20 protein-coding genes, 3 pseudogenes and 1 riboswitch are annotated in these 24,307 nt (G+C 74.0%); of the genes and pseudogenes, 13 read left to right on the plus strand and 10 right to left on the minus strand.

Annotated features, from left to right (window positions below; all coding sequences use genetic code 11):
- The first annotated feature begins 176 nt into the window (after nucleotides 1-176).
- From AC07BF_RS17330 to AC07BF_RS17340, 3 genes are all read left to right on the plus strand, one after another.
- Entirely contained in the window at nucleotides 177-1,247 is a 1,071-nt protein-coding gene (locus AC07BF_RS17330; RefSeq protein ID WP_363625125.1) for a C40 family peptidase, read from the plus strand.
- A gap of 204 nt (nucleotides 1,248-1,451) precedes the next feature.
- Nucleotides 1,452-3,005, plus strand: a complete 1,554-nt coding sequence (locus AC07BF_RS17335; RefSeq protein ID WP_400989542.1) for an amino acid permease — start codon at nucleotides 1,452-1,454, stop codon at nucleotides 3,003-3,005.
- Complete coding sequence (locus tag AC07BF_RS17340; RefSeq protein ID WP_363587078.1) at nucleotides 3,002-4,021, plus strand: acetamidase/formamidase family protein; 1,020 nt, start codon at nucleotides 3,002-3,004, stop codon at nucleotides 4,019-4,021. Before AC07BF_RS17335 ends, AC07BF_RS17340 begins: the two co-directional genes overlap by 4 nt.
- 38 nt (nucleotides 4,022-4,059) lie before the next feature.
- On the opposite strand, the gene AC07BF_RS17345 is transcribed toward AC07BF_RS17340, so the two are convergent.
- The 4 genes from AC07BF_RS17345 to AC07BF_RS17360 all read right to left on the minus strand — a co-directional run bounded on the left by AC07BF_RS17345 (nucleotide 4,060) and on the right by AC07BF_RS17360 (nucleotide 9,149).
- Nucleotides 4,060-4,995 carry a M56 family metallopeptidase gene (locus tag AC07BF_RS17345; protein ID WP_400989540.1) on the minus strand — a complete coding sequence of 312 codons (936 nt, stop codon included), beginning with the start codon at nucleotides 4,993-4,995 and terminating at the stop codon, nucleotides 4,060-4,062.
- Nucleotides 4,992-5,360 carry a BlaI/MecI/CopY family transcriptional regulator gene (locus tag AC07BF_RS17350; protein WP_363589677.1) on the minus strand — a complete coding sequence of 123 codons (369 nt, stop codon included), beginning with the start codon at nucleotides 5,358-5,360 and terminating at the stop codon, nucleotides 4,992-4,994. The genes AC07BF_RS17345 and AC07BF_RS17350 overlap by 4 nt, the downstream gene beginning before the upstream one ends.
- 145 nt (nucleotides 5,361-5,505) lie before the next feature.
- Nucleotides 5,506-8,256, minus strand: coding sequence for an FtsX-like permease family protein (locus tag AC07BF_RS17355; protein ID WP_400989538.1), 2,751 nt, complete (start codon nucleotides 8,254-8,256; stop codon nucleotides 5,506-5,508).
- On the minus strand, nucleotides 8,253-9,149 hold the full coding sequence (locus AC07BF_RS17360; RefSeq protein ID WP_400989537.1) for an ABC transporter ATP-binding protein: 897 nt from the start codon (nucleotides 9,147-9,149) through the stop codon (nucleotides 8,253-8,255). Before AC07BF_RS17360 ends, AC07BF_RS17355 begins: the two co-directional genes overlap by 4 nt.
- Nucleotides 9,150-9,286: 137 nt before the next feature.
- A riboswitch (M-box (ykoK) riboswitch) is annotated at nucleotides 9,287-9,463 on the plus strand.
- Nucleotides 9,464-9,822: 359 nt separating this feature from the next.
- Between AC07BF_RS17360 and AC07BF_RS17365 the strand changes: the two genes are divergently transcribed.
- The 3 genes from AC07BF_RS17365 to AC07BF_RS17375 all read left to right on the plus strand — a co-directional run bounded on the left by AC07BF_RS17365 (nucleotide 9,823) and on the right by AC07BF_RS17375 (nucleotide 13,073).
- Nucleotides 9,823-11,472, plus strand: coding sequence for an NRAMP family divalent metal transporter (locus AC07BF_RS17365; protein WP_478333558.1), 1,650 nt, complete (start codon nucleotides 9,823-9,825; stop codon nucleotides 11,470-11,472).
- A gap of 129 nt (nucleotides 11,473-11,601) precedes the next feature.
- On the plus strand, nucleotides 11,602-12,336 hold the full coding sequence (locus AC07BF_RS17370) for an MgtC/SapB family protein (protein WP_063346501.1): 735 nt from the start codon (nucleotides 11,602-11,604) through the stop codon (nucleotides 12,334-12,336).
- Between the two features lie 59 nt (nucleotides 12,337-12,395).
- On the plus strand, nucleotides 12,396-13,073 hold the full coding sequence (locus tag AC07BF_RS17375) for a YoaK family protein (RefSeq protein WP_478333559.1): 678 nt from the start codon (nucleotides 12,396-12,398) through the stop codon (nucleotides 13,071-13,073).
- Between the two features lie 48 nt (nucleotides 13,074-13,121).
- Here the strand turns inward: AC07BF_RS17375 and AC07BF_RS17380 are convergent, their stop codons facing one another.
- The gene (locus AC07BF_RS17380; RefSeq protein ID WP_478333560.1) at nucleotides 13,122-13,796 is read right to left on the minus strand and encodes an Rv1733c family protein; all 675 of its coding nucleotides are present in this window, start codon (nucleotides 13,794-13,796) and stop codon (nucleotides 13,122-13,124) included.
- A gap of 408 nt (nucleotides 13,797-14,204) precedes the next feature.
- On the opposite strand from AC07BF_RS17380, the pseudogene AC07BF_RS17385 reads away from it, so the two are divergent.
- A pseudogene (locus AC07BF_RS17385) lies at nucleotides 14,205-14,526 on the plus strand (PadR family transcriptional regulator); the annotation flags it as partial.
- A 44-nt stretch (nucleotides 14,527-14,570) separates the two neighbouring features.
- Nucleotides 14,571-14,720, plus strand: a pseudogene (locus tag AC07BF_RS17390) (ATP-binding cassette domain-containing protein); the annotation flags it as partial.
- 97 nt (nucleotides 14,721-14,817) lie between these two features.
- Here the strand turns inward: AC07BF_RS17390 and AC07BF_RS17395 are convergent.
- Together AC07BF_RS17395 and AC07BF_RS17400 are read right to left on the minus strand one after the other, a co-directional pair.
- The gene (locus tag AC07BF_RS17395; RefSeq protein WP_478333561.1) at nucleotides 14,818-15,270 is read right to left on the minus strand and encodes a nucleotide triphosphate diphosphatase NUDT15; all 453 of its coding nucleotides are present in this window, start codon (nucleotides 15,268-15,270) and stop codon (nucleotides 14,818-14,820) included.
- 41 nt (nucleotides 15,271-15,311) lie between these two features.
- Nucleotides 15,312-16,820 (minus strand): SDR family NAD(P)-dependent oxidoreductase, encoded by a 1,509-nt coding sequence (locus AC07BF_RS17400; RefSeq protein WP_371516031.1) that lies wholly within the window; start codon nucleotides 16,818-16,820, stop codon nucleotides 15,312-15,314.
- 279 nt (nucleotides 16,821-17,099) lie between these two features.
- Between AC07BF_RS17400 and AC07BF_RS17405 the strand changes: the two genes are divergently transcribed.
- Nucleotides 17,100-18,539, plus strand: a complete 1,440-nt coding sequence (locus AC07BF_RS17405; protein WP_363581640.1) for a GuaB1 family IMP dehydrogenase-related protein — start codon at nucleotides 17,100-17,102, stop codon at nucleotides 18,537-18,539.
- On the opposite strand, the gene AC07BF_RS17410 is transcribed toward AC07BF_RS17405, so the two are convergent.
- The 3 genes from AC07BF_RS17410 to AC07BF_RS17420 form a co-directional block, all read right to left on the minus strand.
- Nucleotides 18,500-19,549 carry a DUF5995 family protein gene (locus AC07BF_RS17410; protein ID WP_478333562.1) on the minus strand — a complete coding sequence of 350 codons (1,050 nt, stop codon included), beginning with the start codon at nucleotides 19,547-19,549 and terminating at the stop codon, nucleotides 18,500-18,502. The two genes, AC07BF_RS17405 and AC07BF_RS17410, sit on opposite strands and share 40 nt — an antisense overlap.
- A gap of 103 nt (nucleotides 19,550-19,652) precedes the next feature.
- Nucleotides 19,653-20,042: a DUF3224 domain-containing protein gene (locus AC07BF_RS17415; protein ID WP_478333563.1), complete on the minus strand. Its 390-nt coding sequence runs from the start codon at nucleotides 20,040-20,042 to the stop codon at nucleotides 19,653-19,655.
- Between the two features lie 165 nt (nucleotides 20,043-20,207).
- Complete coding sequence (locus AC07BF_RS17420) at nucleotides 20,208-21,296, minus strand: PP2C family protein-serine/threonine phosphatase (protein WP_363581646.1); 1,089 nt, start codon at nucleotides 21,294-21,296, stop codon at nucleotides 20,208-20,210.
- A 145-nt stretch (nucleotides 21,297-21,441) separates the two neighbouring features.
- Here AC07BF_RS17420 and AC07BF_RS17425 point away from each other — a divergent pair, with 145 nt between their 5' ends.
- The 4 genes and pseudogenes from AC07BF_RS17425 (at nucleotide 21,442) to AC07BF_RS17440 (ending at nucleotide 24,295) form a co-directional block, all read left to right on the plus strand.
- Nucleotides 21,442-22,410 carry a pseudouridine synthase gene (locus tag AC07BF_RS17425; protein ID WP_478333564.1) on the plus strand — a complete coding sequence of 323 codons (969 nt, stop codon included), beginning with the start codon at nucleotides 21,442-21,444 and terminating at the stop codon, nucleotides 22,408-22,410.
- A 72-nt stretch (nucleotides 22,411-22,482) separates the two neighbouring features.
- Complete coding sequence (locus tag AC07BF_RS17430; protein ID WP_363581650.1) at nucleotides 22,483-23,232, plus strand: SDR family NAD(P)-dependent oxidoreductase; 750 nt, start codon at nucleotides 22,483-22,485, stop codon at nucleotides 23,230-23,232.
- Nucleotides 23,229-23,459, plus strand: a pseudogene (locus tag AC07BF_RS17435) (S-adenosylmethionine:tRNA ribosyltransferase-isomerase); the annotation flags it as partial. The gene AC07BF_RS17430 and the pseudogene AC07BF_RS17435, both read left to right, overlap by 4 nt.
- Before the next feature lie 239 nt (nucleotides 23,460-23,698).
- Nucleotides 23,699-24,295 (plus strand): S-adenosylmethionine:tRNA ribosyltransferase-isomerase, encoded by a 597-nt coding sequence (locus AC07BF_RS17440; protein ID WP_478333565.1) that lies wholly within the window; start codon nucleotides 23,699-23,701, stop codon nucleotides 24,293-24,295.
- The last annotated feature ends 12 nt before the right edge of the window (nucleotides 24,296-24,307 follow it).

A 24,307-nucleotide genomic window follows, 5' to 3' on the forward strand; every position in this document is an offset into this window, starting at 1 on the left:
ACGCCGGTGCCGGGGGCCACGATCGATCGCCAGGGACGGCCCGGAACAGGGGGATTGCGGAACCCCTCCACTCATCTATTAAGTTACTTCGAAGAAGGTGGGCGGGGACCGAACCCCCGTAGGTCCTCGCCCGCCTTCGCCGTCCCCTGCCGTCCCCCGAAGGAGAGCCCCCCGCCATGGGAAAGCGTCGCAAGCCCAGCCCCCCGAGCCGGGCCCGCATGGCGGTCCTCACCACGGCCATGGCCGGCGGCGCCGTCCTCGCCTCCGGCACCGCCCACGCCGAGCCCGCCCCCAACCTGGCCTCCGTCAAGGAACAGGTGGACAAGCTCAACGAGGAGGCGGAGCAGGCCGTCGAGCAGTTCAACGGCTTCCAGGAGAAGCAGCAGAAGCTCCAGGGCGACGCCAGCAAGATCCAGGAGAAGGTCGCCCGCGGGCAGGAGGCGATGAACGAGCTGCGCTCCCAGCTCGGCGCGGTGGCCGCCGACCAGTACCGCACCAACGGCATCGACCCGTCCTTCCAGCTGATGCTCGACTCCGACCCGGCCGCCTACCTGGAGCGCGCCTCGGTGCAGAACCACCTCGCCGACTCCCAGATATCCCTGCTCAAGCAGGCCCAGAACGAGCAGCGCAAGCTCGACCAGGACCGCGCCGAGGCCACGGCCACCCTGGCCCAGCTCGACTCCGTCGGCACCGAGCTGGGGGAGAAGAAGAAGCAGATCCAGGCCAAGCTCGCCCAGGCACAGGGCATGCTCAACAAGCTGAGCGCCGAGGACCGCGCCAAGATCAACGCCCAGCAGAACGCAGAGAAGGCCAAGGCCGAGGCCCAGGCGGCGGCCGCCGCCGACCGGGCCTCCCGCTCCTCGGAGCGCCAGAACATGAACACCCCGGCGCCGCCCGCCAGCGGTCGAGCCGCCGCCATCCTCCAGTTCGCCTACGCCCAGCTCGGCAAGCCCTACGGCTGGGGCGCGACCGGCCCCAGCAGCTTCGACTGCTCCGGCCTCACCGGCGGCGCCTACCGCTCGGCCAACGTCAAGCTGCCCCGGATGTCCCAGGACCAGTGGAATAGCGGCGCCCGCGTCCAGCGCGCCGACCTCCAGCCCGGCGACCTGGTCTTCTTCTACCCCGACATCCACCACGTGGGCATCTACATCGGCGACGGCAAGATGATCCACGCCCCGCGCACCGGCAAGAACGTCGAGGTCCTCCCGATCAGCGCCATGCCGTACGTGGGCGCCGTCCGGCCGTAGGCTTCGGCAGTTCGGCAGTTCGGCAGTTCGGCAGTTCGGCAGTTCGGCAGCCCGCTCCCGCCTCGGCGGGGGCGGGCCTTCGCGTTCTCCGGGTCCGCCCGGTCGGTCCTCCTCGTGCGGCGGAACGTGGAAACAGGAGCATCTGGAAGTACTTGCCCCTACAGTCTCCCCACACCCCCAGGGTCGTCACGGAGAGGGAGCACCATGGCTGACACGCCCGCGCCCCGGAGCATCGAGAGCTACGGCTACCAACAGGAACTCCGCCGGTCCCTGACCTTCACCGACCTGCTCGTCTACGGGCTGGTCTTCATGGTGCCGATCGCACCGTTCGGCATCTTCGGCGGCGTCTTCCAGGGCTCCGGCGGCATGGTCGCGCTGGCCTACGTCCTGGGCATGGTCGCGATGATGTTCACCGCCCTGTCCTACGCCCAGATGTCGCGGGCCTTCCCGATGGCCGGCTCGGTGTACACCTACGCCGGGCGGGGCATCGCGGCGCCGGTCGGCTTCCTGTCCGGCTGGATGATCCTGCTCGACTACGTGCTGGTGCCGGGGCTGCTGTACCTGGTCGCCGGTGTCGCCATGAACTCGCTGGTCCCGTCCGTCCCGGTGTGGCTCTGGCTGGTCGGCTTCGTGCTGCTCAACACCGTGGTCAACTACCTGGGCATCGAGACCACCTCCAGGGTCAACAAGGCGATGCTGATCGGCGAACTCGTCGTGCTGGCGCTGTTCGTGGTGGTCGGCGTGATCGCGCTCGCCTCCGGCAAGGGCCGGGGCTTCGACTTCACCCCGCTCTACAACGCGCACACCTTCTCGTGGAGCCTGGTCTTCGGCGCGGTCTCGATCGCGGTGCTCAGCTTCCTCGGCTTCGACGGGATCTCCACCCTCTCGGAGGAGAACCGGGACTCCACCAAGGCCGTCGGCCGGTCGATGGTCGCCGCGCTGCTGCTCGCGGGCACGCTGTTCATCGTGCAGACGTGGGTGGCCTCGCTGCTGGTGCCGGACCCGGACGCCCTGATCCGGGACGGCGATCCGAACGGCACCGCCTTCTACGACGCGGCCCGCACCGCCGCCGGCAGCTGGCTCGCCACGCTGACCGCCGCCTCCACCGCCGTCGCCTGGGGCTTCGCCAACTCCCTGGTCGCCCAGGCCGCCACCTCGCGGCTGCTGTACGCGATGGCCCGGGACCGCCAGCTGCCCGCCTTCCTGGCCCGGATCCACCCCGAGCGCCGGGTGCCGGTCAACGCCACCCTGCTGACCGCCGCGATCTCGCTGCTGCTCGGCCTCTACATGGCCTCGCGTGACGACGGCATCACCCTGCTGAGCACCCTGGTCAACTTCGGCGCGCTGACCACCTTCCTGGTCCTGCACGTCGCCGTCGTCGTCCACTACCTGATCCGCCGACGCAGCAAGGACTACTGGCGCCACCTGATCGCGCCGGTCCTCGGCTTCGCGATCCTCGCCTACGTGGTCGTGAACGCCAACATAGCGGCCCAGCGGCTCGGTTTCGTCTGGCTGGCCGTCGGCGCGGTCGTGCTGGCCGGGCTGGTGGCCACCGGCCGCAAGCCCCGACTGGCCGTCATCGAGGCCGAATCGGCCGTCGAGCCCGAATCGGCCGTCGAGCCCGAATCGGCCGTCGAGCCCGGATCGGCCGTCGAGCCCGGATCCTGCACCGAGCCCGGATCCGGCACCGAGCCCGATCCCGCCACCGGGCCCGAATCCGCCGTCGATGCGCCCACCACCCGCGAGGAGAACCCGTGAGCCTGCCCGAGACCGTCCAGCTGGCCCCCGCCCCGGCCGACTACGCCTACACCTTCGGCGGGCGCGCACCGCTCGTCACCGTGCGGCCCGGCACCATCGTCGAACTGACCACCGAGGACTGCTTCGGCGGCAAGGTGCGCGGCACCGGCGACCTGCCCAGCCAGGTCTGCGTCTTCCCCTACCTCAACCCGGTCACCGGGCCGATCGCGGTGGCGGGCGCGGAGCCCGGCGACGTCCTCGCGGTGCACTTCGTGGAGATCACCCCGGCCCGGGAGTACGGCGTCTCCAGCACCTTCCCGCACTTCGGCGCGCTGACCGCGACCCACAGCACGGCGATGCTGCACCCGCCGCTGGAGGAGCGGGTCTGGGTCTACGACCTGGACCTCAAGGCGGGCGTCTGCCGATTCCGGGCCCGGAACAGTGATTTCACGGTGGACCTCCCGCTCGACCCGATGCACGGCACCGTCGGGGTCGCCCCGGCGGCCGGCGAGGTGCTGGCCTCGATCACGCCGGGCGCGCACGGCGGCAACCTGGACACCCCCGAGATGCGGGCCGGCACCACCGCCTACTTCGGGGTCAACGTCCCGGGCGGGCTGCTCGCCATCGGCGACGGCCACGCCCGTCAGGGGGAGGGGGAGGTGTGCGGGACGGCGGTGGAGGCGGCCATGCGCACCACCGTGATCGTCGACCTGGTCAAGGGCGGCGGACCGGCCTGGCCGCGGCTGGAGGACGACCGCTTCCTGATCAGCACCGGCTCCGCCCGCCCCCTGGAGGACGCGTTCCGGATCAGCCAGCACGACCTGGTCGGCTGGACCGGGCACCTGCTCGGCCTGGACCAGCTCGACGCCTACCAACTGGTCAGCCAGGCCGGGCTGGCGCCGGCCGCCAACGTCTGCGACACCAACTACACGATGGTCGCCAAGCTGCCGAAGAGCCTGCTCGGGCGGGTCCGCGCCTACGACGGCCTGCACGACCGCCTGCGCGAAACCGCCGAGGCGTACCTGCGGCACCGCTAGGGTCCGCCCGGCATCGTGACCGGGGGACGGCGGACGCCCTACGGGTGCGGCGCGCAGGCCAGCAGGTACGGCAGCAGCGGGAGCGCCGACACCACTATCCAGAAGGCCAGTTGGCGCCTTCGTCGGCCGTGCCCCGGTCGGGCCAGCCGGCGGACCCGGGCCAGCACCCCGGTGGCGGACGCCGCCAGCGACCCGCCGGGCGCGATGCCGTACGCCGTGCCCGGCACGACGCCGTGCGCGGCGCCCGTCGGGGCTCCGGACGTCGCCAGGGCGCAGAGCGCGGAGGCCAGTTCGCTGCGCGACACCCGCGCCAGCGCGGCGTCGTCGGCCGCCATCTCCAGCAGCAGCCCCACCTCCGCCCGCCCGCGCCGGGCCAGCGGCAGCGGGCCGAACAGCAGGGCGAAGGTGTCCGCCGGCAGCCGGAACAGGTGGTGGCGGCCGCGGATGTGTCCGTGCTCGTGCGCCACCGCCGCGGCCAACTGCCGGTCGTCCAGCAGCCGCAGCGCCCCGCGCGACAGGACCACCCGGGAGCTGCGGCCGGGCAGGCAGTAGACGGTCGGGTGGGCGTGCTCCAGGATCAGGGCGCCCCAGCGCCCGTCCCGGACGGCGACCACGTCCAGCATCGCCCGGTGCCGTCGGCGCGCCCGTCCGGCTCGGACGCCGACGGCCGCCACCACCGTGGCGATCGCGGCCCCGGCGGCGGCCAGCAGCCACCAGTCGTGGGTGTGCGGGGCGATGGGCCCGGGGGGCTCCGGGTGCGGGAACAGCCCGACCAGCCCGGCCGGCTCGTGGGCGAACGGCTCCACCGCGTGGTGCGCCGCCAGCAGCAACGCGACCAGGAAGGAGGCCATCAGGGCCAGCCAGAGCGCGGCGCCCGCCGCCGGGCGCGCCTGCAACCGGGCCGAGCCGGCCAGCCGGCGCGGCAGCAGGACCCCGGTCACGGCCAGGTGGAGGCCGAGCAGCGCGAGGGTCACTCGGCGTCCCGGGCCTTCACCTGCTCCAGCGCCGCCAGCAGCGCGGATGCCTCGTCGCTGCTCATCCCGTCGACGAAGTGCAGCAGCGCACCCGCCCGGTCCGGCGTGGTCTCCAGCGCCTGGCGCATCAGCCGCGCGGTGTACGCCTCCCGGGTGCAGGTCGGCTCGTACGCCCAGGCCCGGCCCACCTTGTCCCGGCGCAGCCAGCCCTTGGTGTGCAGGATGTCGGCCACCGTGGTGACGGTGGTGTACGCGACCGGCCGCTGCCGCTGGAGGTCGTCCACCACCTCGCGTACGGTGGCGGGCCGCCCCCAGGACCACAGCCGGTCCATGATCTCGGCCTCCAGATCGCCGAACCCGCGCAGCACCGCCGTTCTCTCCCTCGCCGACCGCCGGCGCCCTTCGCCCGCTAGAACCCGCCCATGGTACGGCGCTCTCGCGCGCGGGTCGCCCGCGCACGCCGAAGCCCGCCCTCCGGAATGGGGGGCGGGCACCGGCGTGCGCCAGGGGTCAGGACAGCCGCCGCCCCATCGGGATGCGGGAGCGGGTCAGCAGGGCGGCGAGCAGCCCCGCCAGCACCGGGAGCACCAGGACGACCAGCAGCAGCTGGCCCCAGGGGGCGGTGATCAGGGCCGGGTGGCCGCCGAACCCGCTCGCCCGGGACTTCAGCAGGCCCACCGCGGGGACGAAGCCGTTGACCGCCCCGAGCAGCGCCCCGAGCAGGGCGATCATCGCGCACTGCAGTCCCGCCATGGTGCGGCGGATCCGCGGTGGTGCGCCGACGGCGGCCAGGGTGGCCTGGTCCTGGCGGGAGTCGGCGGCGGCCAGGCCGGTGGCGATGCCGGCGGCGCCGAGGACGACCAGTCCGGCGAAGCCGCTGAGGGCCAGGGTGAGGGCGTCGCCGCGGGGCTGGAAGCCGCGCTCGACCTCCAGCTGGGCGGCCCGGTCGAGCCGGACGACGGCGGCCTCGGTGCGCTGCTGGGCCTTGCGGTCGGGCGGGGTGGCGGGCACCCAGATCGAGCCGGTGGGCTTCGCGGTGAGCCCGGGCAGGAGCTTGGGCAGCGCCGAGGGCAGGATCAGGCCCTGGGCGAAGCGGGCGGCGGTCGGGTTCTCGACCAGGACGGCGTCGGCCGGGATTTCCTGAAGGTCGGGCTTGGGGACCTCGCCGGGCTGGAGCGGCGCGCCGGAGCTGCCGCGCAGCTGGAGCACCGCCCGGCCGTCGCCGGCGAGGAAGGCGCGGTCGAAGACCAGGATCTTCCCGGCGGCCAGGGCCTGTTCGGCGGCCGGGTCGTGGATGCCGAACTGGGTGCGGAGCATGGCGGCGTCCCCGGAGGCCAGGTGCGGCGGGCCGGACGCGGTGCGCCAGTTCACGGTGCCCTTGAGCTGGACGGTGCTGGAGCAGTTGGCACAGAACTGGTACACCGCTTCGCCGAGGTCGGCGCGCGGCCCCAGGTCGGTCAGCTGCTTGCCCACCTCGGCGCGCAGGCCGTCGAGTTGCGGTCCGTCGACGGTGGAGAGGAGCTGCACGGCGCCGTACGGGGCCTGCGGCCGGTAGTCGCGGCGGTTCTCGGCGTCGGTGCTGGTGCTGTAGACGCCGATGGCGACGGCCCCGGCCACGGCGGCCATCACGGCGGCGACGGCCGGCGCGGTACGCGAGCGGTGCCGGGCGGAGTCGCGCAGGGCGAGTCGGGGGCCGAGCGGCAGCCGCCTGGCGAGCCGGCCGAGCAGGGCGACGAGTGCGGGGGTGCAGGCGAGCAGGCCGAGTTCGGCGATGACGGAGCCGCCGAGCACGGTCAGCGTGCGGGTGTCGTAGGTGCTGACGACGGGCACGCCGCCGTGTTGCAGCGCGCTCGCGCCGTACAGGGCCAGGGCGGCGCCGGCGGCGAGCAGCAGCACACCGAGCACGGTGACCCAGCGGTTCGGGGCCTGGACGGTGTCCCGGTCGGTGAGTCCGGCGGTGACGCTGCGGCGGGCGGCTTGCCGGGCGGGCAGCGCGGCCGCGAGGAGCGCCGTGAGCAGGCCGATCCCGCCGATCGCGAGCAGGTCCAGTGGCGGCAGGGCGAAGTGTCCGAAGCGGGCGCCGCCGGCCCGTTCGATCCACGGGCGCAGCCCGGCGACGAGGCCGCCGCCGAGGACCACGCCGACCACGGCCCCGGCCGCGCCGAGGACGAGGGCGCCGCCGAGCACCACCGCGCCGACGTGCGTCCGCCGGCCGCCGGCGGCGCCGAGCAGCGCGAGCTGGCGGCGGGAGCGGCGGGCGCCGACCGCGAAGGCGGGGCCGGCGAGCAGGGCGACCTCCAGCAGGCCCATGCCGGTGACGGTGGCCACCACGACCTTGGTGTTGTCGTCGGCGGAGGGGCCGAAGGAGCGGTAGGCGTCCCGGTAGTAGGGGACGGCGGCGCGCGGCGGCGGGGCGAGCGCGACCGAGCGGGCGGTGAGGGTGTAGCCGTGGGCGTTGAACTCCTGGACCTTGGCCCAGTCGAGGGTGGCCCCGGCGGGGAGCCGGACCAGCCAGGCGCCGCGTTCGGGCTCCGGCGGTGCCGCGGCCGGGCTGCCGGGAGGCGTGGCGGCGGCGAGCTGGCTCAGCAACGCGCCCGACTGGGCGACGAGTTCGACCCGGCGGAGGTCGTCCGGGTGCTCGACGACGCCGGTGATGGTGAAGGTGGTCCGCTCCAGGCCCGGAAAGGTGGTGGTGCCGCCGACGGCCAGCCCGGCGTTGTCGAGGAAGGCCCGGGTGGCGGCCAGTTCGCGCGGGCCGCCCGGGGCGTGGCCGTCGACCAGGTTGAGCCGGCCGTGCCAGAGCGGGTCGGTGAGGTCGGCCTCGGTGGTGAGGGTGCGGACCAGGCCTTCGGGGGAGGTCGCGCCGGTCTCCGGGCCCTGCCGGGCGGAGGTGAGCACGCTGCCCGGCGGCAGCAGCCCGGTGACCAGGGTGACCGGGTCGGTGCCGGCGGCCTTCTGCTGCTCGGCCGTGGGCGGTTGTCCGGGGCGGGGCTGGGCCGCGAAGGCGCCGTCCTCGGCGACCGGGGCCTGCTCGACGGCCCGGCCGGGGGCGAGCGAGGTGACGAGGGCGTCCGCCCCGCCCAGCACCCGTTCGACCCGTTCGGCCGGGGTGAGCTGCCCGCTGCGGTGGACGACGTCGGCGCCGGTGACGCCGAGGACGGGCAGCGCGATCATGGCGACGATCAGGGCGCTGCGGCCCTTGGCGCGCAGCGCGTCGCGGCGGGCGATGCGCAGGGCGACCTTCCAGGCGCCGAGTCTCATCGGGCCACCTCGCCGTAGCCGTCGGCCGCGTGGCCGAAGTCGCCGACCGCGTGCCCGGTGCCGGTGGCCGAGTGCCCGGCCCCGTCGGCCGCGTGGCCGTAGCCGTCGGCCGGGGCGCTGAGCGGCTCGGCGGTCAGCCGGCGCTTGCCGGTGCGCCGCCCGTGGCTCTCGGAGGCGACCGCGCCGTCCTTCAGATGGACCACCCGGTCCGCCCAACTGGCGTGCGCGGCCTCGTGGGTGACCATCATCGCGGCGGCCCCGGCGTCGCAGCGGGCGCGCAGCACGGCGAGCACGGCCTCGCCGGTGGCGGAGTCGAGGGCGCCGGTCGGTTCGTCGGCGAGGACGAGGCGGCGCTCGCCGATCAGCGCGCGGGCGATGGCGACGCGCTGCTGCTGGCCGCCGGACATGTCGTCGGGGAAGCGGTCGGCGAGTTCCCCGATGCCGAGCTCCTCCAGGGCGGCGAGCGCCTCGCGGCGGGCGGTGCGTCCGGAGACTCCGTCGAGTTCGCGGGGCAGCGAGATGTTCTCGGCGGCGGTGAGGGCGGGGATCAGGTTGTAGTCCTGGAAGACGTACCCGATGGAGCGCCGCCGAAGGTCGGCGAGCCGGCCGCGGCTGAGGCCGCCGAGGGCCACGCCCTCGACCAGGATCTCGCCCTCGCTGGGCGCGTCGAGTCCGCCGGCCAGGGTCAGCAGGGTGGACTTCCCGGAGCCGGACGGGCCCATGACGGCGACGAACTCGCCGGGGTGGACGGCCAGTTCGACGCCGCGCAGGGCGTGTACCTCGGCGGCGCCCCGGCCGTGCACCCGGGTGACGTTGGCCAGGTGCAGGACGGGTGCGGATCGGGTCGGATCGCTGTGGGACACACTTCCCCCTCGTGAGCTGTTGAGCTGCATATGTCGGTGAACTATATATGCCGGACGGGGGTGCACGTCGAGGGGTGGGTTTGGTCAAGCTTCTACAAAGCTGTCGAAGTTCGGTCGAAACGCCGCTATCCGGGTGAAGGGGAGGGTTTATGCTTGACGAGATTTGAAAGGCACCTCGTTCGGTGAGGCGTCTTCACGGACACAGGCCACTGACCCGACGACGTCGAGAGACGCCCAGGTTCAGGACAGGTCTTCCCGAGTTAAGGGTTGACCCCAAGTGGCTTCCGGCCGATCGGGCTGGACACGCCGTGGAGTGCCAAAGCTCTGACGAGTTGGGGTGTGCCGGTCCCGTGGGGCCGGTCCGCTCCTTGCCGTGTCGCGATGCGGTGCACAGACGTGCGCCCCCGACCGGGAGGAGGCGAGAGACATGGACTGCGATAGTCCGGGCCATAGTCGCCCCTGCCCCCGCATGCTCTCGATCACCTCTGGCACGCGGTAACAACCTTCCCTGCGCGCGTTCACCTGACGCTGCGTCATGCGCTCAACCGCGCCCCGACGTACGACGTCTGACGCTCCGTCATGCCCTCACGGCCGCCGCCGCTCAGCGCCGCCGTGCGGTCCGACGCCGTGCGCTCTCGCAGGGAGGATCGCTGCTGCGTGCCCCCTGTCGCCCCCTCAAGGAAGGGGGCAGGGAGGCCCTGCCATGACCAACGTGATGCTGGACCCGAAGGTCCCCACCACCACCCGCACCGCCGTGCTCGACGACGCCCACGTCGGCGACATCAAGGGTGCGCTCGGCACCATCCGGCTCGACGACACCACGCCGCGCCACGGCCTGTCCGCAAGACTCAAGACCCTGCTCGCCATCGTGGGCCCCGGCCTGATCGTGATGGTCGGCGACAACGACGCGGGCGCCTTCTCGACGTACGGGCAGGCGGGGCAGAACTACGGCACACAGCTGCTGTGGACGCTGCTGATGCTGGTCCCGGTGCTGTACGTGAACCAGGAGATGGTGCTGCGCCTGGGCGCTGTCACCGGTGTCGGCCACGCCCGGCTGATCCTGGAGCGCTTCGGGAAGTTCTGGGGCGCGTTCAGCGTCATCGACCTGTTCCTACTGAACGCGCTGACGCTGGTCACCGAGTTCATCGGTGTCACCCTGGCGGCCGGATACCTCGGGCTGCCGAAGGTCGCCTCGGTGGTGCTGGCCGCCGTGATCATCATCGCCTCGGCGTTCACCGGCTCGTTCCAGCGTTTCGAGCGCGTCGCGGTCACGCTGTGCGTGGGCTCGCTGCTGCTGGTGCCGATCTACTTCATGGTCCACCCGAAGACCTCGCAGATGGCGCACGACTTCGTGGTGCCCAGCATGCCGGGCGGCTCGGGCCAGCTGGCGGCCGTGATGCTGGTGATCGTCTCCATCGTGGGCACCACCGTCGCCCCGTGGCAGCTCTTCTTCCAGCAGTCGTACGTCATCGACAAGCGGATCACGCCGCGGTTCATGAAGTACGAGAAGGTCGACCTGTGGATCGGGATCGCCATCGTCATCATCGGCGCCGCCGCGATGATGGGCTTCACCGCCGCGGCCTTCGCCGGCACCGACGGCTTCGGCCAGTTCTCCGACGCGGCCGCCGTCGCCAAGGGCCTTGAGGACAAGGCCGGACACGTGGTGGGCGTGCTGTTCGCCATCGCGCTGCTGGACGCCTCGATCATCGGCGCCTTCGCCGTCTCCCTCTCCACCGCCTACGCGATCGGCGACGTGTTCGGCATCAGGCACTCGCTGCACCGGGGCGTCAAGGGCGCCAAGGGCTTCTACGCGATCTACGCCGGCCTGGTGGTCGTGGCGGCCGCGATCACGCTGCTGTCCACCGGCTACACCCAGGGCCTGATGACGCAGTTCGTCCAGGTGCTGGCGGGTGTGCTGCTGCCCTCGGCGACGGTGTTCCTGCTGCTGCTCTGCAACGACAAGGCCGTCCTGGGGCCGTGGGTCAACGGGCCCAAGACCAACGCCTTCACCTCCGCCGTGGTCGGGGTCCTGGTGATGCTGTCGCTGATCCTGACCGCCGCCGTGGTCTGGCCCGACATCAGCTCGCAGGCCATCCTGTGGATCATGGCCGGCTGCGGCGTGGCCGGTGTGCTGGTCGCCGGGTACTTCTTCACCTTCGGCCGCACCGCCACCAAGGAGGACCCGATCGACCGCACCGGCCGCGAGGAATGGCGGATGCCCCCGCTGGAGACCCTCGGCAAGCCGGTCATGTCCACCGCCCGCAAGGTCGGCATGGGCGCCCTGCGCGCCTACCTCCTGGTCGCGATGGTGATGGTCATCATCAAGATCGTCCAGACCGCGCTCAACCACTGAGCCGCAGACCGCAGCCCGAACGGGCGGGTGGTGGGCAGCGGCCCGCCACCCGTCCGTCCGTCTCCCAGGTCTCGCAGCCCTTCCCGCTCTCCCAGCTCTGCCAGCTCTCCCAGTGAAGGAGGTGCCGTCGTGCACACCCTGACCACCGCCGACTTCCTCGTCCGGCTCGCCACCGGGGTCGCCTGCGGCGCGCTCATCGGCGTCGAACGCCAGTGGCGGGCCAGGATGGCCGGCCTGCGCACCAACGCCCTGGTCGCCGCCGGCGCCACCCTGTTCGTGTTGTACAGCGAGGCCGTCGGCGACGCCGCCAGCCCCACCCGGGTCGCCTCCTACGTCGTCTCCGGCATCGGCTTCCTCGGCGGTGGCGTCATCCTGCGCGACGGCGCCGGCGTCCGCGGCCTCAACACCGCCGCCACGCTGTGGTGTTCGGCCGCCGTCGGGGTGCTCGCCGCCGCCGGGAAGCTCGAATTCGCCGTCCTCGGTACGCTCGGCGTCCTCGCCGTCCACCTGATCCTGCGCCCGGCCGGCCGGATGCTCGACCGCGCCCCGCAGTCCGGCAGCGACCCCGACTCCACCGTCCGCGCCACCGTCCACCTGGAATGCGAGCGCAAGGCCGAGACCCACATCCGGGCCCTGCTGCTCCAGGCCCTGTCCGCCTCCGGCCTCGCCCCTACCGGCCTGCGCGCCCGCCGTACCGACAGCGGCGACGCCACCAGCCTGCGCGCCACCGTGGCCATCACCGGGCAGGTCGCCCCGGCCCTCGAACAGGTCGTCAGCCGGCTCTCCCTCGAACCCGGCGTCCGCGACCTGCACTGGCACCTCGACGACGAACCCGACGACCCGAGCCGCCCCGCGCTCGCCTAGTAGGCGGCCCGGGGGAGGTAGAACGGAGGCACCGTCACGAGGCCGACCAGGAGGTCCCGATGTTCACCCCCGACCCCAGGCACGGGCCGCTGGTGCCGATGCTGCTGGTGCTCACCGTCGTCACCGGACTGGTGGACGCGGTCAGCTACCTCCGGCTCGGCCACGTCTTCGTCGCCAACATGACCGGCAACGTGGTCTTCCTCGGCTTCGCCCTGGCCGGTGCCGCCGGACTCTCCGCCACCGCCTCACTGAGCGCCCTCGCCGCGTTCGTACTCGGCGCCCTGGTCGGGGGCCACCTCGCCCGGCGGCTGCCCGACCACCGCGGGCGGCTGCTGACCACGGCGGTGGTCGGCCAGGTGGTGCTCGTCGCCGCGAGCATCGCCCTGGCCGCCGTGGCCGGCTACACCTCCGACCCGGCCCGCTACGGCCTCATCGGGTTGCTGGCCTTCGCGATGGGCGGCCAGAACGCGGTGGTCCGCTCCCTCAAGGTCCCCGACCTGACCACCACGGTGCTCACCATGACCATCACGGCCCTCGCCGCCGACCGCACCGGCCCCCGCCGTCTGGCCTCCGCCGTCTGGATGTTCGTCGGCGCCCTCGTCGGCGCCCTCCTCATCCGCCAGGCCGACGTTCCCGTCGCCCTGACCCTCGCCCTGACCCTCCTCGTCGCCGTCGCGGCCCTCACCCACCGGGCCGCCGGATCCCACCCCGCCCCGGCCTGGACCCACCCGCTCTGACCCGGCGCCGCGCCCCTCCGCTCGCCGGCCCCCGCTCGTCCTCAGGGGTCAGTCGTCCTGGCGGTGGCCGGCGCGGCCGCTCCAGAGGGGTTCGAGGCGGGCCCAGCCCTGGGTCCAGGCTTCGTCGGCGCGGCGGTCGAGGACGTGCAGGCGAAGGCGCAGGGCGAGGGTGAGCAGGGCCAGGAGGGCGAGAAGGGCGCCGGCGCCGGTGCAGACGGCGGAGACGGCGACGGAGGCGCGGTTGGTCGGGGGCGAGGAGAGCGCGCCGGCGGGGTCGACCCAGACGGGGACGACGGTGCCGGTGACGGCCGTGCGGGGGGCCTGGACGGTGCCGGTGTGCGGCTGCCCGTCGGGGTAGGTCCAGGCGGCCTCGGCGTCGACGCGGGTGCTGTAGCCGGCGCCGAAGCGTCCGCCGGTGCCGGAGCCGGTGCCGGTGCCGGAGCCGTGGTCGGGGAGGGTGAGCACCACGGCGTCGACCTTGTGGAGGCGCAGGCGGTCGCTGTCGGCCTGGGGTGCGGTGGCGTGGTAGGCGAGCAGGGCGCTGCCGGTGGCGAAGGCGAGGGCGAGCAGGGCCCCGAGGGTGCTCAGCAGCCAGGCGCGGGCGCGGGCCCGGTCGACGGGCCGGACCAGCGGTTCGTGCCGGGCACCGAAGGCCCGCCGCAGCCGGCGGCCGGTTCGCGGCGGGCGCGACGAGGGCCGGGCGGGGCGGGGTGTGCTGGACACGTCGACGGCTCCTCAGGGGGGTTGGGGCGGCGCGGTGGTGGGGTCGTGGGGCTTCGTCACCCAATTTCCACCCGGTGGCCGCCCGCGCACAAGAGTCGTGCGGGCTCGTACCACCGGGACCTGCGGACGGCGCCGCCGCGCGCCGGTCGCGTTCCGGGTCACGCCCGGGCGTGCGGCCGCCCGGCGCCCCTTCGCGCACCCGGGACGTTCGACCCTCGGCAGCGGCCGGGCGGGCGGGCAGGCTGGGGTCCGGCCGCATCCTTCGTGCCAGGGGACGGCTTGGCCCGGTTGACCGTGGGGGTGCCGGGCCGTGGTGCGGTGCAGGGGGTGAGCGTGGGGCTGCCTCCTGCCCGCCCGCACCCGGGTGACGGTGTCTCCGCCCGGGTTCTGGCCGCGTTCTGACCGGGTTCCGGCGAGGGACCCGAACGCGAGCGCTACGTGATCACCGACGCGGGGCGACGGAGTTCGAGACCTGGCTCCGGGGTCCGGACACGCCCGAACCCAGCCTGCGGAGCGTGCTGTTCACCAAGGTGGTGCTGGCCCTGACGCTGGGCCGCGACGCCGAGGAGTACCTGGACACCCAGTGCGCCGCGCCCACCTGCGCCGGATGCGCGAACGCACCGAACTGCGCCGCACCGGCGCCCTGGTGGACGCTCTGCCCGCCGACCACGGCCTGTTCCACCTGGATGCCGACCTGCGCTGGATCGACCTCACCGCCGCTCTCCTGGACGCGCCGGCCCGGCTCGGCCCGGTTCGGCCTGGGCGGCATGGAGCGGCATGGAGCGGCGCCGCTCCGGCGAACTGTCGGGTGGTCAGGCTCAGCGCGTGGCGCCGGCCCGGGGCCTGGCGGCCCGGCCGCAGGTGCTGTTCGCCGACGAGCCGACCGGCGCGCTCGACTCGCTGAAGCGGATCACCGGCCCCGAGGCCGCCCGCAACGGCGGGCGGCCCGTCGCCGTTCGGCGCGGGCCGCCCGGGCGGTGGGCTCTCGGCGTCCGAGTGCCGCCGGGGTACCCCGGCGGCCTCAGCGGGTGACGGGGTACCCGGTCGTTCCGGCCCGGACCACCGACGGCCGTTGCGGCAGCCAGCTGCCGAGGACCAGCGAGGACGGGTAGAACATCGGCTCCGGCAGCGCGTCCAGCGCGACCCGCTCCCAGCCACCGCAGGCGTGCGGCTCGGTGACGACCGCCTCGGCCAGGCTCGGCGGCGCCAGCACGGCGGCGGTCAGCCGGGGCCGGCCGAGCTCGTGGTCGAGCAGGAGCGCGAGCACCCGCATCTGCTCGGCGGGCAGCACGATGCCGGTCTCCTCGGCGAGTTCGCGGGCCGCGGTCTGCTCGAAGGACTCGCCGGGATCGACCTTTCCGCCGGGCAGGCTCCAGGTCGGCGGCTCGCCGGCGGTGGTGCGCCGGCCGATCAGCACCCGGCCGTCCCCGGTGGGCACGATGATTCCTGCGCCGAGCAGCGGTGCGGTGGTCAATTCGCCATCTCCTTCGCGGGGGTCCTCGCCAGGATCGGGGATTACCAGTTGGAGCGCTCGTAGTCCTTCAGGAAGCAGCCGTACAGGTCCTCGCCGAGCTCGCCGCGGACGATCGGGTCGTACACCCGGGCCGCGCCGTCGACCAGGTCGAGCGGGGCGTGGAAGCCCTCGTCGGCCAGCCGCATCTTGTCCGGGTGCGGCCGCTCGTCGGTGATCCAGCCGGTGTCGACGGCGGTCATCAGGATGCCGTCGGTCTCGAACATCTCGTGCGCGCTGGTGCGGGTGAGCATGTTGAGCGCGGCCTTGGCCATGTTGGTGTGCGGGTGGCCGGCGCCCTTGTAGCCGCGCTGGAACACGCCCTCCATCGCCGAGACGTTGACGACGTACTTGCGGCGGGAGGCGGAGGCGGCCATCGCCGGGCGCAGCTGGCTGATCAGGATGAACGGCGCGGTGGAGTTGCAGAGTTGGACCTCCAGCAGCTCGACCGGGCCGACCTCCTGGACGGTCTGCACCCAGCTGTTGGTGGGCGCGAGGTCGGGCACCAGCCCGCCGGCGTCGATCGCGGTGCCGGCCTCGATCCGGGCGGGCGTGGCGGAGCCGGTGACGAGCGCGAGCGACGTGACGTCCTCGGCGGCCATCCGCTGCGCGTCGCCGCTCGCCTGGTGGGGGAGGGCGGGAAGGTCGACGCTGCCGCTGCCGAAGCGGCCGATGGTGGTGGCCTGCGGCAGCTCGCCGGCCGGCAGCGGCGCGGACTCGGCGGCGATCAGCTCGCGGTAGGACTCCGGCGGGCGGCGCACGGTCTGCGCGGCGTTGTTGATCAGGATGTCCAGCGGGCCGTCGGCGGCGACCTCGTCGGCGAGCGCCATGACCTGGGCCGGGTCGCGCAGGTCGATGCCGACGACCTTGAGGCGGTGGATCCACTCGGCGCTGTCCGGCATCGCCGTGAAGCGGCGGATGGCGTCGTTGGGGAAGCGCGTGGTGATGGTGGTGTGGGCGCCGTCGCGCAGCAGCATCAGCGCGATGTACATGCCGATCTTGGCCCGGCCGCCGGTGAGCAGCGCGCGCTTGCCGGTGAGGTCGGCGCGGGCGTCCCGGTGGGCCCGGTTCTTGACGGCGCAGTCCTGGCAGAGGTTGTGGTAGAACGCGTCGACCTCGACGTACCGCTGCTTGCACGTGTAGCAGGAGCGGGGCCGCTCCAGGATGCCGGCGATCTCGGTGCTGGTGACGGTGGTCAGGCCGAAGGCGCCGGCGGTCTCGTCGTCGATCCGGGTGGGTGCGCCGGTGGCGGTGCGCGCGGTGACCTCGCGGTCGTTGGCGGTCTTGCGGGCCCGGGTCTCCTGGCGGCGGCGCTGCTTGAGCGTCCGGAATATGCCGCCGACGGCCTGGCGGACGGTGATCGCGTCCGGGTGGTCGACGTGCAGCTGGTCGAGCTCGGCGAGCACGTCCAGGCAGAGCCGCAGCCGCTCGGGGTCGAGGCCGGGACCGTAGTCGATCTCCTCCCCGGTGTCCGTGCCGCTCTGGTCCTGCTTGATGTCCACGCCCGCCGTCATTGCCTGTCGCCGCTTCCCGCTCGCCTCGCCGTTACCGCGTGAATGCTACGGGAGCGGCCCTGGCCGGGGCGAAAACCGCCGGTCTTGGATGATCATCCAAGTCTACGCGCGGAGCATTGATCATGGTTTGTACACAGTGCCAGCAATGGGGCTCGAACTGGCTTTTGATCCCACCGTCCCGGAGAATCGAATGCTGGGTGCCGGGCGCCCGAGTGCGCCCGGCGGCAGTGCCGCAACCGCACCCGAGGTGTAATTTCTCCCAGCCAGAGAGCCCCCTTCATGCGCTTCCTGAACGACCTCAAGCCCTCGTACGACTTGACGTACGACGACGTCTTCATGGTCCCCAGCCGTTCCGCCGTGGGCTCCCGGCAGGCGGTCGACCTCTCCTCGAACGACGGCACCGGCACCACCATCCCGCTGGTCGTCGCCAACATGACCGCCATCGCGGGCCGCCGGATGGCCGAGACCGTCGCCCGCCGCGGCGGCCTGGTCGCCATCCCGCAGGACATCCCCACCGAGGTCATCGCCGAGGTCGTCTCCTGGGTCAAGCAGCGCCACCTGGTGCACGACACCCCGATCACCCTCGCCCCGGGCGCCACCGTCGCCGAGGCGCTGTCGCTGCTGCCCAAGCGCGCGCACGGCGCCCTCGTGGTCGTCGAGGACGGCAAGCCGGTCGGCGTCGTCACCGACTCCGACTGCCAGGGCGTGGACCGCTTCACCAGCCTCGCCGACGTGATGTCCCGCGACCTGCTGCTCCTGGACGAGGACATCGACCCGCGCACCGCCTTCGACAAGCTCACCGAGGCGCACCGCAAGCTCGCCCCGGTCGTCGACGCCGAGGGCCGGCTCGTCGGCATCCTCACCCGCAAGGGCGCGCTGCGCGCCACCCTGTACACCCCGGCCGTGGACGCCGCCGGCAAGCTGCGGATCGCCGCCACCGTCGGCATCAACGGCGATGTGGCCGGCAAGGCCAAGGCCCTGATCGACGCCGGCGCCGACGTGCTGGTCGTGGACACCGCGCACGGCCACCAGGAATCGATGATCAGCGCGCTGCGCGCGGTGCGCGGCCTCGACCCGCGGATCCCGATCGTGGCCGGCAACGTGGTCTCCGCCGCCGGTGTCCGCGACCTGGTCGAGGCGGGCGCCGACATCCTCAAGGTCGGCGTCGGCCCCGGCGCCATGTGCACCACCCGGATGATGACCGGCGTCGGCCGCCCGCAGTTCTCCGCCGTGCTGGAGTGCGCCGCCGAGGCGCGCCGGCTCGGCAAGCACGTGTGGGCCGACGGCGGCGTCCGCCACCCGCGCGACGTCGCGATGGCACTGGCCGCCGGCGCCTCCAACGTGATGATCGGCTCCTGGTTCGCCGGCACCTACGAGTCCCCGGGCGACCTGCAGACCGCCGCTGACGGCCGCCAGTACAAGGAGAGCTTCGGCATGGCCTCGGCCCGTGCGGTCAGCAACCGCACCGCCCAGGACTCCTCGTACGACCGGGCCCGCAAGGCGCTGTTCGAGGAGGGCATCTCGCACTCCCGGATGTTCGTCGACCCGGCCCGCCCGGGCGTCGAGGACCTGATCGACTCGATCGTGGCCGGTGTGCGCAGCTCCTGCACCTACGCGGGCGCCAACACCCTGGAGGAGTTCCAGGAGAAGGCGATCGTCGGCATCCAGAGCGCGGCCGGCTACGCCGAGGGCAAGCCGCTGCACTCCAGCTGGGCCTGATCGGGTCGGGCCTGAGCGCCCGCTCCTTCACCGGCCGGCCGGTTCCTCGCCTCGGGGAGCCGGCCGGCCGCCGTGCGGGGGGCGTCCGGTGCCTTGTGGGGTGCGTCCGGCGCCGTGCCCGGTGCATGCGGTGCCTCGCCCGGTGCATGCGGTGCCTTGCCCGGTGCGTCCGGCGTGCCCGCCGTCGTGCCCGGGGCGTCCGCCGTGCGTGGTGAGCCGTCGGCCGCGTCCGGTGCGGGGTGCGGGCCGAGCGGGAGCAGCAGGGCGTGGCCGAGCAGGCCGGCCGAGCAGTCCAGGGCGGCGGCGAAGGCCCGCGCGGCGGTCGGCACCGCGCGCAGCTCCCAGAGCGCCTGGACGGCGGACCACGCCCCCTCGCGGGCGGCCTCCACCGACCAGACGCCGAGCAGGTGGGTGAGCGGTTCGGCGCGCTCCAGCAGGTCCGGGCCGGGCATCAGCTGCTCCCGGACGGCCGTCTCCACCTCCGCCAGCAGGCCGTTGATCCGGTGGTAGTCCGCCACGAGCCCGGCCGGCTCGCAGCCCCGACGCAGGCAGGTGTCCACGACGGCGAGCGGCAGGTCGTGCTGGATGTGGGCGTTCATCCCGGCCAACGCGAACTGCAGCGGGTGCACCCCCGGGTGGGCGCGCAGTGCGAACAGCGGACGCCAGCAGGCGGGCGGCTCCTGCCCGGCCGCGTCGGCGGCCACGGCCAGCAGGTAGCGCCCGGCGAACACCGTGTCCAGCTCGGCCATCGCCGCCGGATCGGCGAAGTACGAGCCGCCGAGCCGGCCGCGGACGGCCTCCGTGACGGTGAGGTAGAGCCGGTTGAAGACCGCCACCCCGTCCGCCGGGGGCAGGACCGCCCCGATCTCCCGCAGCCGACCGACCACCTCCTCGACCGTGACTGGCGCCGTGACCCGAGTCGTGACTGGTGTCGCGACAGGCGCCGTGACCGTGTTCGCGGCCAGCACCGCGACCGGCGTGCCGTCCGCCGCCATCGTCGTACCGGGCATGCGCCACCCTCCGATGTCGATCGTGCACTGATCGCATCATCGTGGCAGCGCGGACGGCAGCCCGGTGCGTGCGGCGCGCGGCGCGCGGCTGAGACCAGGTGATTCAGCCCAGCTCGTACTCCAGGACGTAGGTGTGGGTGCCGGCCTCGTCGACGGTCAGGCGGAACTCGCCGGTGAGCCCGGCCAGCTCGCCCGACCCGGTGCCCGGCACCACGCGTATGGTCGTCCCGCCGGTGTCCCACGCCGCGTGCTGGAGCACGAACGAGCCCTTATGCCCGTCCAGTTCGCCCGTCACGTGCTCCACCGCGACGTAGGACGCCGGGCCGCCCGAGGGGCCCGCGACGGAGAGCATCCGCACCTCGCTGGTGCCGCTCAGCCCACCCGTGAAGTTTTTGGAGATCCGGACCCGCCCGAAGGCCGCACCCTCGCGCTCCTCCGTCTCCACCGGTTCGAAGCCGGTCAGCTCGAACGACCCGCTGGCCTTGTCCCCCATGGCGCTCTCCCTTCGACGATCGCTACCCGGCCGGCTCCTCACCGACCGTGTGCGAAGCCTTGCACACGGCTCTGACAATCGGCCGGGCCGTCACTGCTCCCGCCGGCCCGCCCATCCCGCCTGCCCCTCTGGCTGCCTGCCCGTCCGCCGTCCGCCCTCCGCCCGTCAGTGCTCCCAGCGGAGCGCCAGCAGCGCCGCGTCGTCCGTCAGCCCGGCGTCGCCGACCCAGCCGTCGACGTCCGCGAGCAGGTCCTCCAGCAGGTCCGCCGGGTTCCCCGCGGGCAGCCCCGGCAGCCGCTCCTCCAGCGGGTAGAACCGCCCCTCGGCGTTGCGGGCCTCGGTGATGCCGTCGGTGTACAGGAGCAGCAGGTCCCCCGGCAGCGGCTCGAAGTGGACCGTCGGATACCCGTCACCGGTCAGCCCCCGCAGCCCGAGCGGCGGCGCGGCGTACGGCGGCGTCAGCGCGCGCACCCGGCCCGCGCGGCGCAGCAGCGGGGGCGGGTGCCCGCAGTTGACCACGCCGGCCGGCCCCCGCTCCGCGGGCACGGTCAGCAGCAGCGCGGTGGCGAAGCGCCCCTCGTCCGGTCGGGCGGCGAGCGCCGCGTCCAGCCGTTCGGCCAGCCGCGCGAGATCGGGCTCCGTCCGGGCCGCCTCGCGGAACACCCCCAGCACGTCCGCCGCCGTCTCCACCGCCGGCAGCCCGTGCCCCTGCACGTCACCGAGCAGGATCCGGGTGCCGTAGCGGGTGTCGACCACCGCGTACAGGTCCCCGCCGATGCGTGCCTCGGCCGCCGCCGCGACGTAGCGCACCGCGGTGCGCAGCCGCCCGATCCGCTCCGGCGGCGGGCGCAGCAGGGCCCGCTGTGCCGCCTCGGCGACCGTCCGGACGTGGAACAGCTCCCGCTCCCGGGCCGACACCAGGACGACGTTGGCGGCGCTGGCCAGGGTCGCCGCGAGCACCGTGATCAGCGCGGTGATGTGCACCTCGGCCGGCAGTTCGGTGTTGGTGGTCTCCAGCAGCCCGACCGCCACGACGGCGATGCCCCCGGCGGCCAGCGGCACCCGGGCGCTGCGGGTGGTCGCCCCGGCCAGGACCGGCGCGACGGCCAGTACGGGGGAGAGGGTCGTCCCCGGCCCCGTCACCAGGTCGGCCACCACGGCGGCGACCAGCAGCCCGAAGGCGCCGACCAGCAGCATCCGGGTGCGCCGCGGCAGGTGCAGCGGTGGCACACCGTCCGGGCCGTCTGCGCTCACACGTCCTCCCGGCTGCTCCCGGCGGATTGGCGACCTACCGTCCACTGTGCTCCGCACTCCCCGTGAGCGGCACCTCGGGGGACCGGGGCGGCTCGGGGACCTCGGCCGAGGCCGCCCCGAGCGGGCGGACTACGCTGGCCGGGAGATGAGACGCAAGAGCCGCCGCACGGCCTCCCCCCTCCCGCAGCGCCACGGTGTGGACCCGGTGCACCTGCGGTTGCCGCCCGAGGGCCCCTGGCCGTCCGTCCGTGCCTACCTGGTCGAGCGGCTGCCGGCCGTGGCCGCCGCGCGGATCGATGCGGCGCTGAGCGGCCGCGAGATCGTCGGCGAGCACGGCCCGGTCGCCCCGGACGAGCCGTTCCGGCCCGGCGCGCACCTGTGGTTCTACCGGGACCTCCCCGAGGAGGTCCGCGTCCCGTTCGAACTGGAGGTGCTGCACCGCGACGAGCACCTGGTCGTCGTCGACAAGCCGCACTTCCTGGCGACCACCCCGCGCGGCCGGCACGTCGTCGAGACGGCGCTGTCCCGGTTGCGGCACAGTCTCGACCTGCCCGCCCTCAGCCCCGCGCACCGGCTCGACCGGCTCACCGCGGGCCTGGCCATGTTCGTGGTGCGGCCCGAGGAGCGCGGTGCCTACCAGACGCTGTTCAGCGACCGGCTGGTGCGCAAGGAGTACCAGGCGATCGCCCGGTACGACCCGGCGCTGGACCTGCCGCGCACCGTGCGCAGCCACATCCTCAAGGAGCGCGGGGTGATCGCGGCCCGGGAGCTCGACGCGCCGCCGAACAGCGAGAGCCGGATCGACCTCCTGGAACGCCGCGACGGCCTGGCCCGCTACCGGCTGCGGCCGCTGAGCGGGCGCACCCACCAGCTGCGGCTGCACATGTGCGGCCTCGGCGTGCCGATCCTCGGTGACCCGGTGTATCCGGTGGTGCTGCCCGAACCGGCCCCGGACGACTTCCGTCGCCCGCTCCAACTCCTCGCCTCGGTGGTCGAGTTCACCGACCCGCTGACCGGCCGGGAGCGCCGCTTCGACACCCGCCGCACCCTCGCCGCCTGGACGGACCCGCAAGCCTGGGCCGGCGGCCCAGGTCCGGCGACCCGGACACCCTAGGCCCAACGGACGACCGGGTCCCGGTTCCGGCGCCCGATCCGCCGCCGCCCCCTGCGGGGCGAGGGTGGGGACATGAACGCAGCACAGCACACCGCCCCCGCCCCCGTCGCCGTGGTCACCGGCGCCTCCCGGGGGCTCGGCCTGGCGCTCGCCCGGGCCCTCGCCGCCGACGGCTGGCAGCTGGTGATCAGCGCCCGTGGCGCGGCCGGACTCGCCGCCGCCGAGGCGGCCCTGGCCGCCGTCACCAAGGTCGTCGCCCTCTCCGGTTCCATCGTCGACGACGACCACCGTGCCCACCTGACCGCGGCCGCCGACGGGCTCGGCGGCGCGAGCCTGCTGGTCAACAACGCCGGTACGCTCAACGGTGCCACCGCGCCCGGCGCCGAGCCGCTGCCCCGGCTGGCCGACTTCCCGCTGCCGGACCTGCTGGAGACCTTCGAGGTCAACGCGCTCGCCCCGATCGCCCTCACCCAGCTCCTCCTGCCTCAGCTGCGTGCCCGCGCCGGGAGCGTGCTCAACATCAGTTCGGACGCCGCCGTCGTGCCCTACCTCGGCTGGGGCGGCTACGGCGCCAGCAAGGCGGCGCTCGACCATGCCACCGCCGTACTCGCCCGCGAGGAACCGGAGTTGCGGGTGTGGGCGGTGGACCCGGGAAGCATGCGCACCGGGATGTTGCAGGAGGCCAGCCCCGGTGAGGACATCTCCGGCGAGCCGCTGCCCGAGGAGGTGGTGCCGGTCCTGCTCGGACTGCTGCACGACCGGGCCGCCTCCGGCCGCTACCGCGCCGAGGACCTGAGGGCCGCGGCCCGGGGTGGGCGATGACCGAACTCGTGGACCTCGGCCTCGACGTCGCCGTGCCGCCCGAACTCTCCGCCCGGGCACCGGCGGAGGCGCGCGGCGGGGCGCGGGATGGCGTGCGGATGCTGGTCGGCCGGCGCGACCGGGGGAGCGTCGAGCACCACCGCTTCACCGAGCTGCCCGAGGTGCTGCGCGCGGGTGACCTGCTGGTGGTCAACAACTCGGCCACCCTGCCGGCCGCGCTGCCCGGCCGGCTGCCCGACGGTACGGCGGTCGCGCTGCACCTGTCCTCCGCCCAGCCCGACCAACGCGGCTCCCACCTGGTGGAGTTGCGGCGGGTGGTGCCGGGGTCGGCGGCCGCCTACTACCCGCCGGCCGACTCCCCGGCCCGCCCCGGTCTGCGGGTGGCGCTGCCGCCGGCGGCGCGGCCGAGCTGGTCGCACCGTTCACCGCCCGGCTCTGGTACGCCGAACTGGCGCTGCCGGCAAGGATGTTGCCGTACCTGGAGGTGCACGGCAAGGCGATCCGTTACGGCTACGTGGACCGCGACTGGCCGATCGAGGCCTACCAGACGGTCTTCGCGGCCGTCCCCGGCAGCAGTGAGATGCCGAGCGCCGCAAGGCCGTTCAGCGCGGAGGTGGTGGCCCGCCTGGCGGGTCGCGGGGTGCTGGTCGCGCCGGTCACGCTGCACACCGGGGTGGCCTCGCCGGAGGCGCACGAGGCGCCGTACGCCGAGCGGTTCCACGTCCCGGCGGCCACCGCCCGTCTGGTCGGCCATGTGCGGGCCGGCGGTGGGCGGGTGATCGCCGTCGGCACCACGGTGGTGCGCGCCCTGGAGTCGGCCGCCGCGTCGGACGGCACCGTCCAGGAGGCGGACGGCTGGACGGAGTTGGTGATCACTCCGGAGCGCGGGGTGCGCGCGGTCGACGGCCTGCTCACCGGCTGGCACGAGCCCCGCGCCTCGCACCTGCTGATGCTGGCCGCCGTCGCCGGGCGGCCCCTGCTCGCCGAGTGCTACCGGGCCGCCGTCCAGCACCGCTACCTCTGGCACGAGTTCGGCGACGTGAACCTGCTCCTGCCGGACTGAGCCCGCGCGCCG

The organism is Kitasatospora sp. NPDC043950, assembly GCF_056435345.1.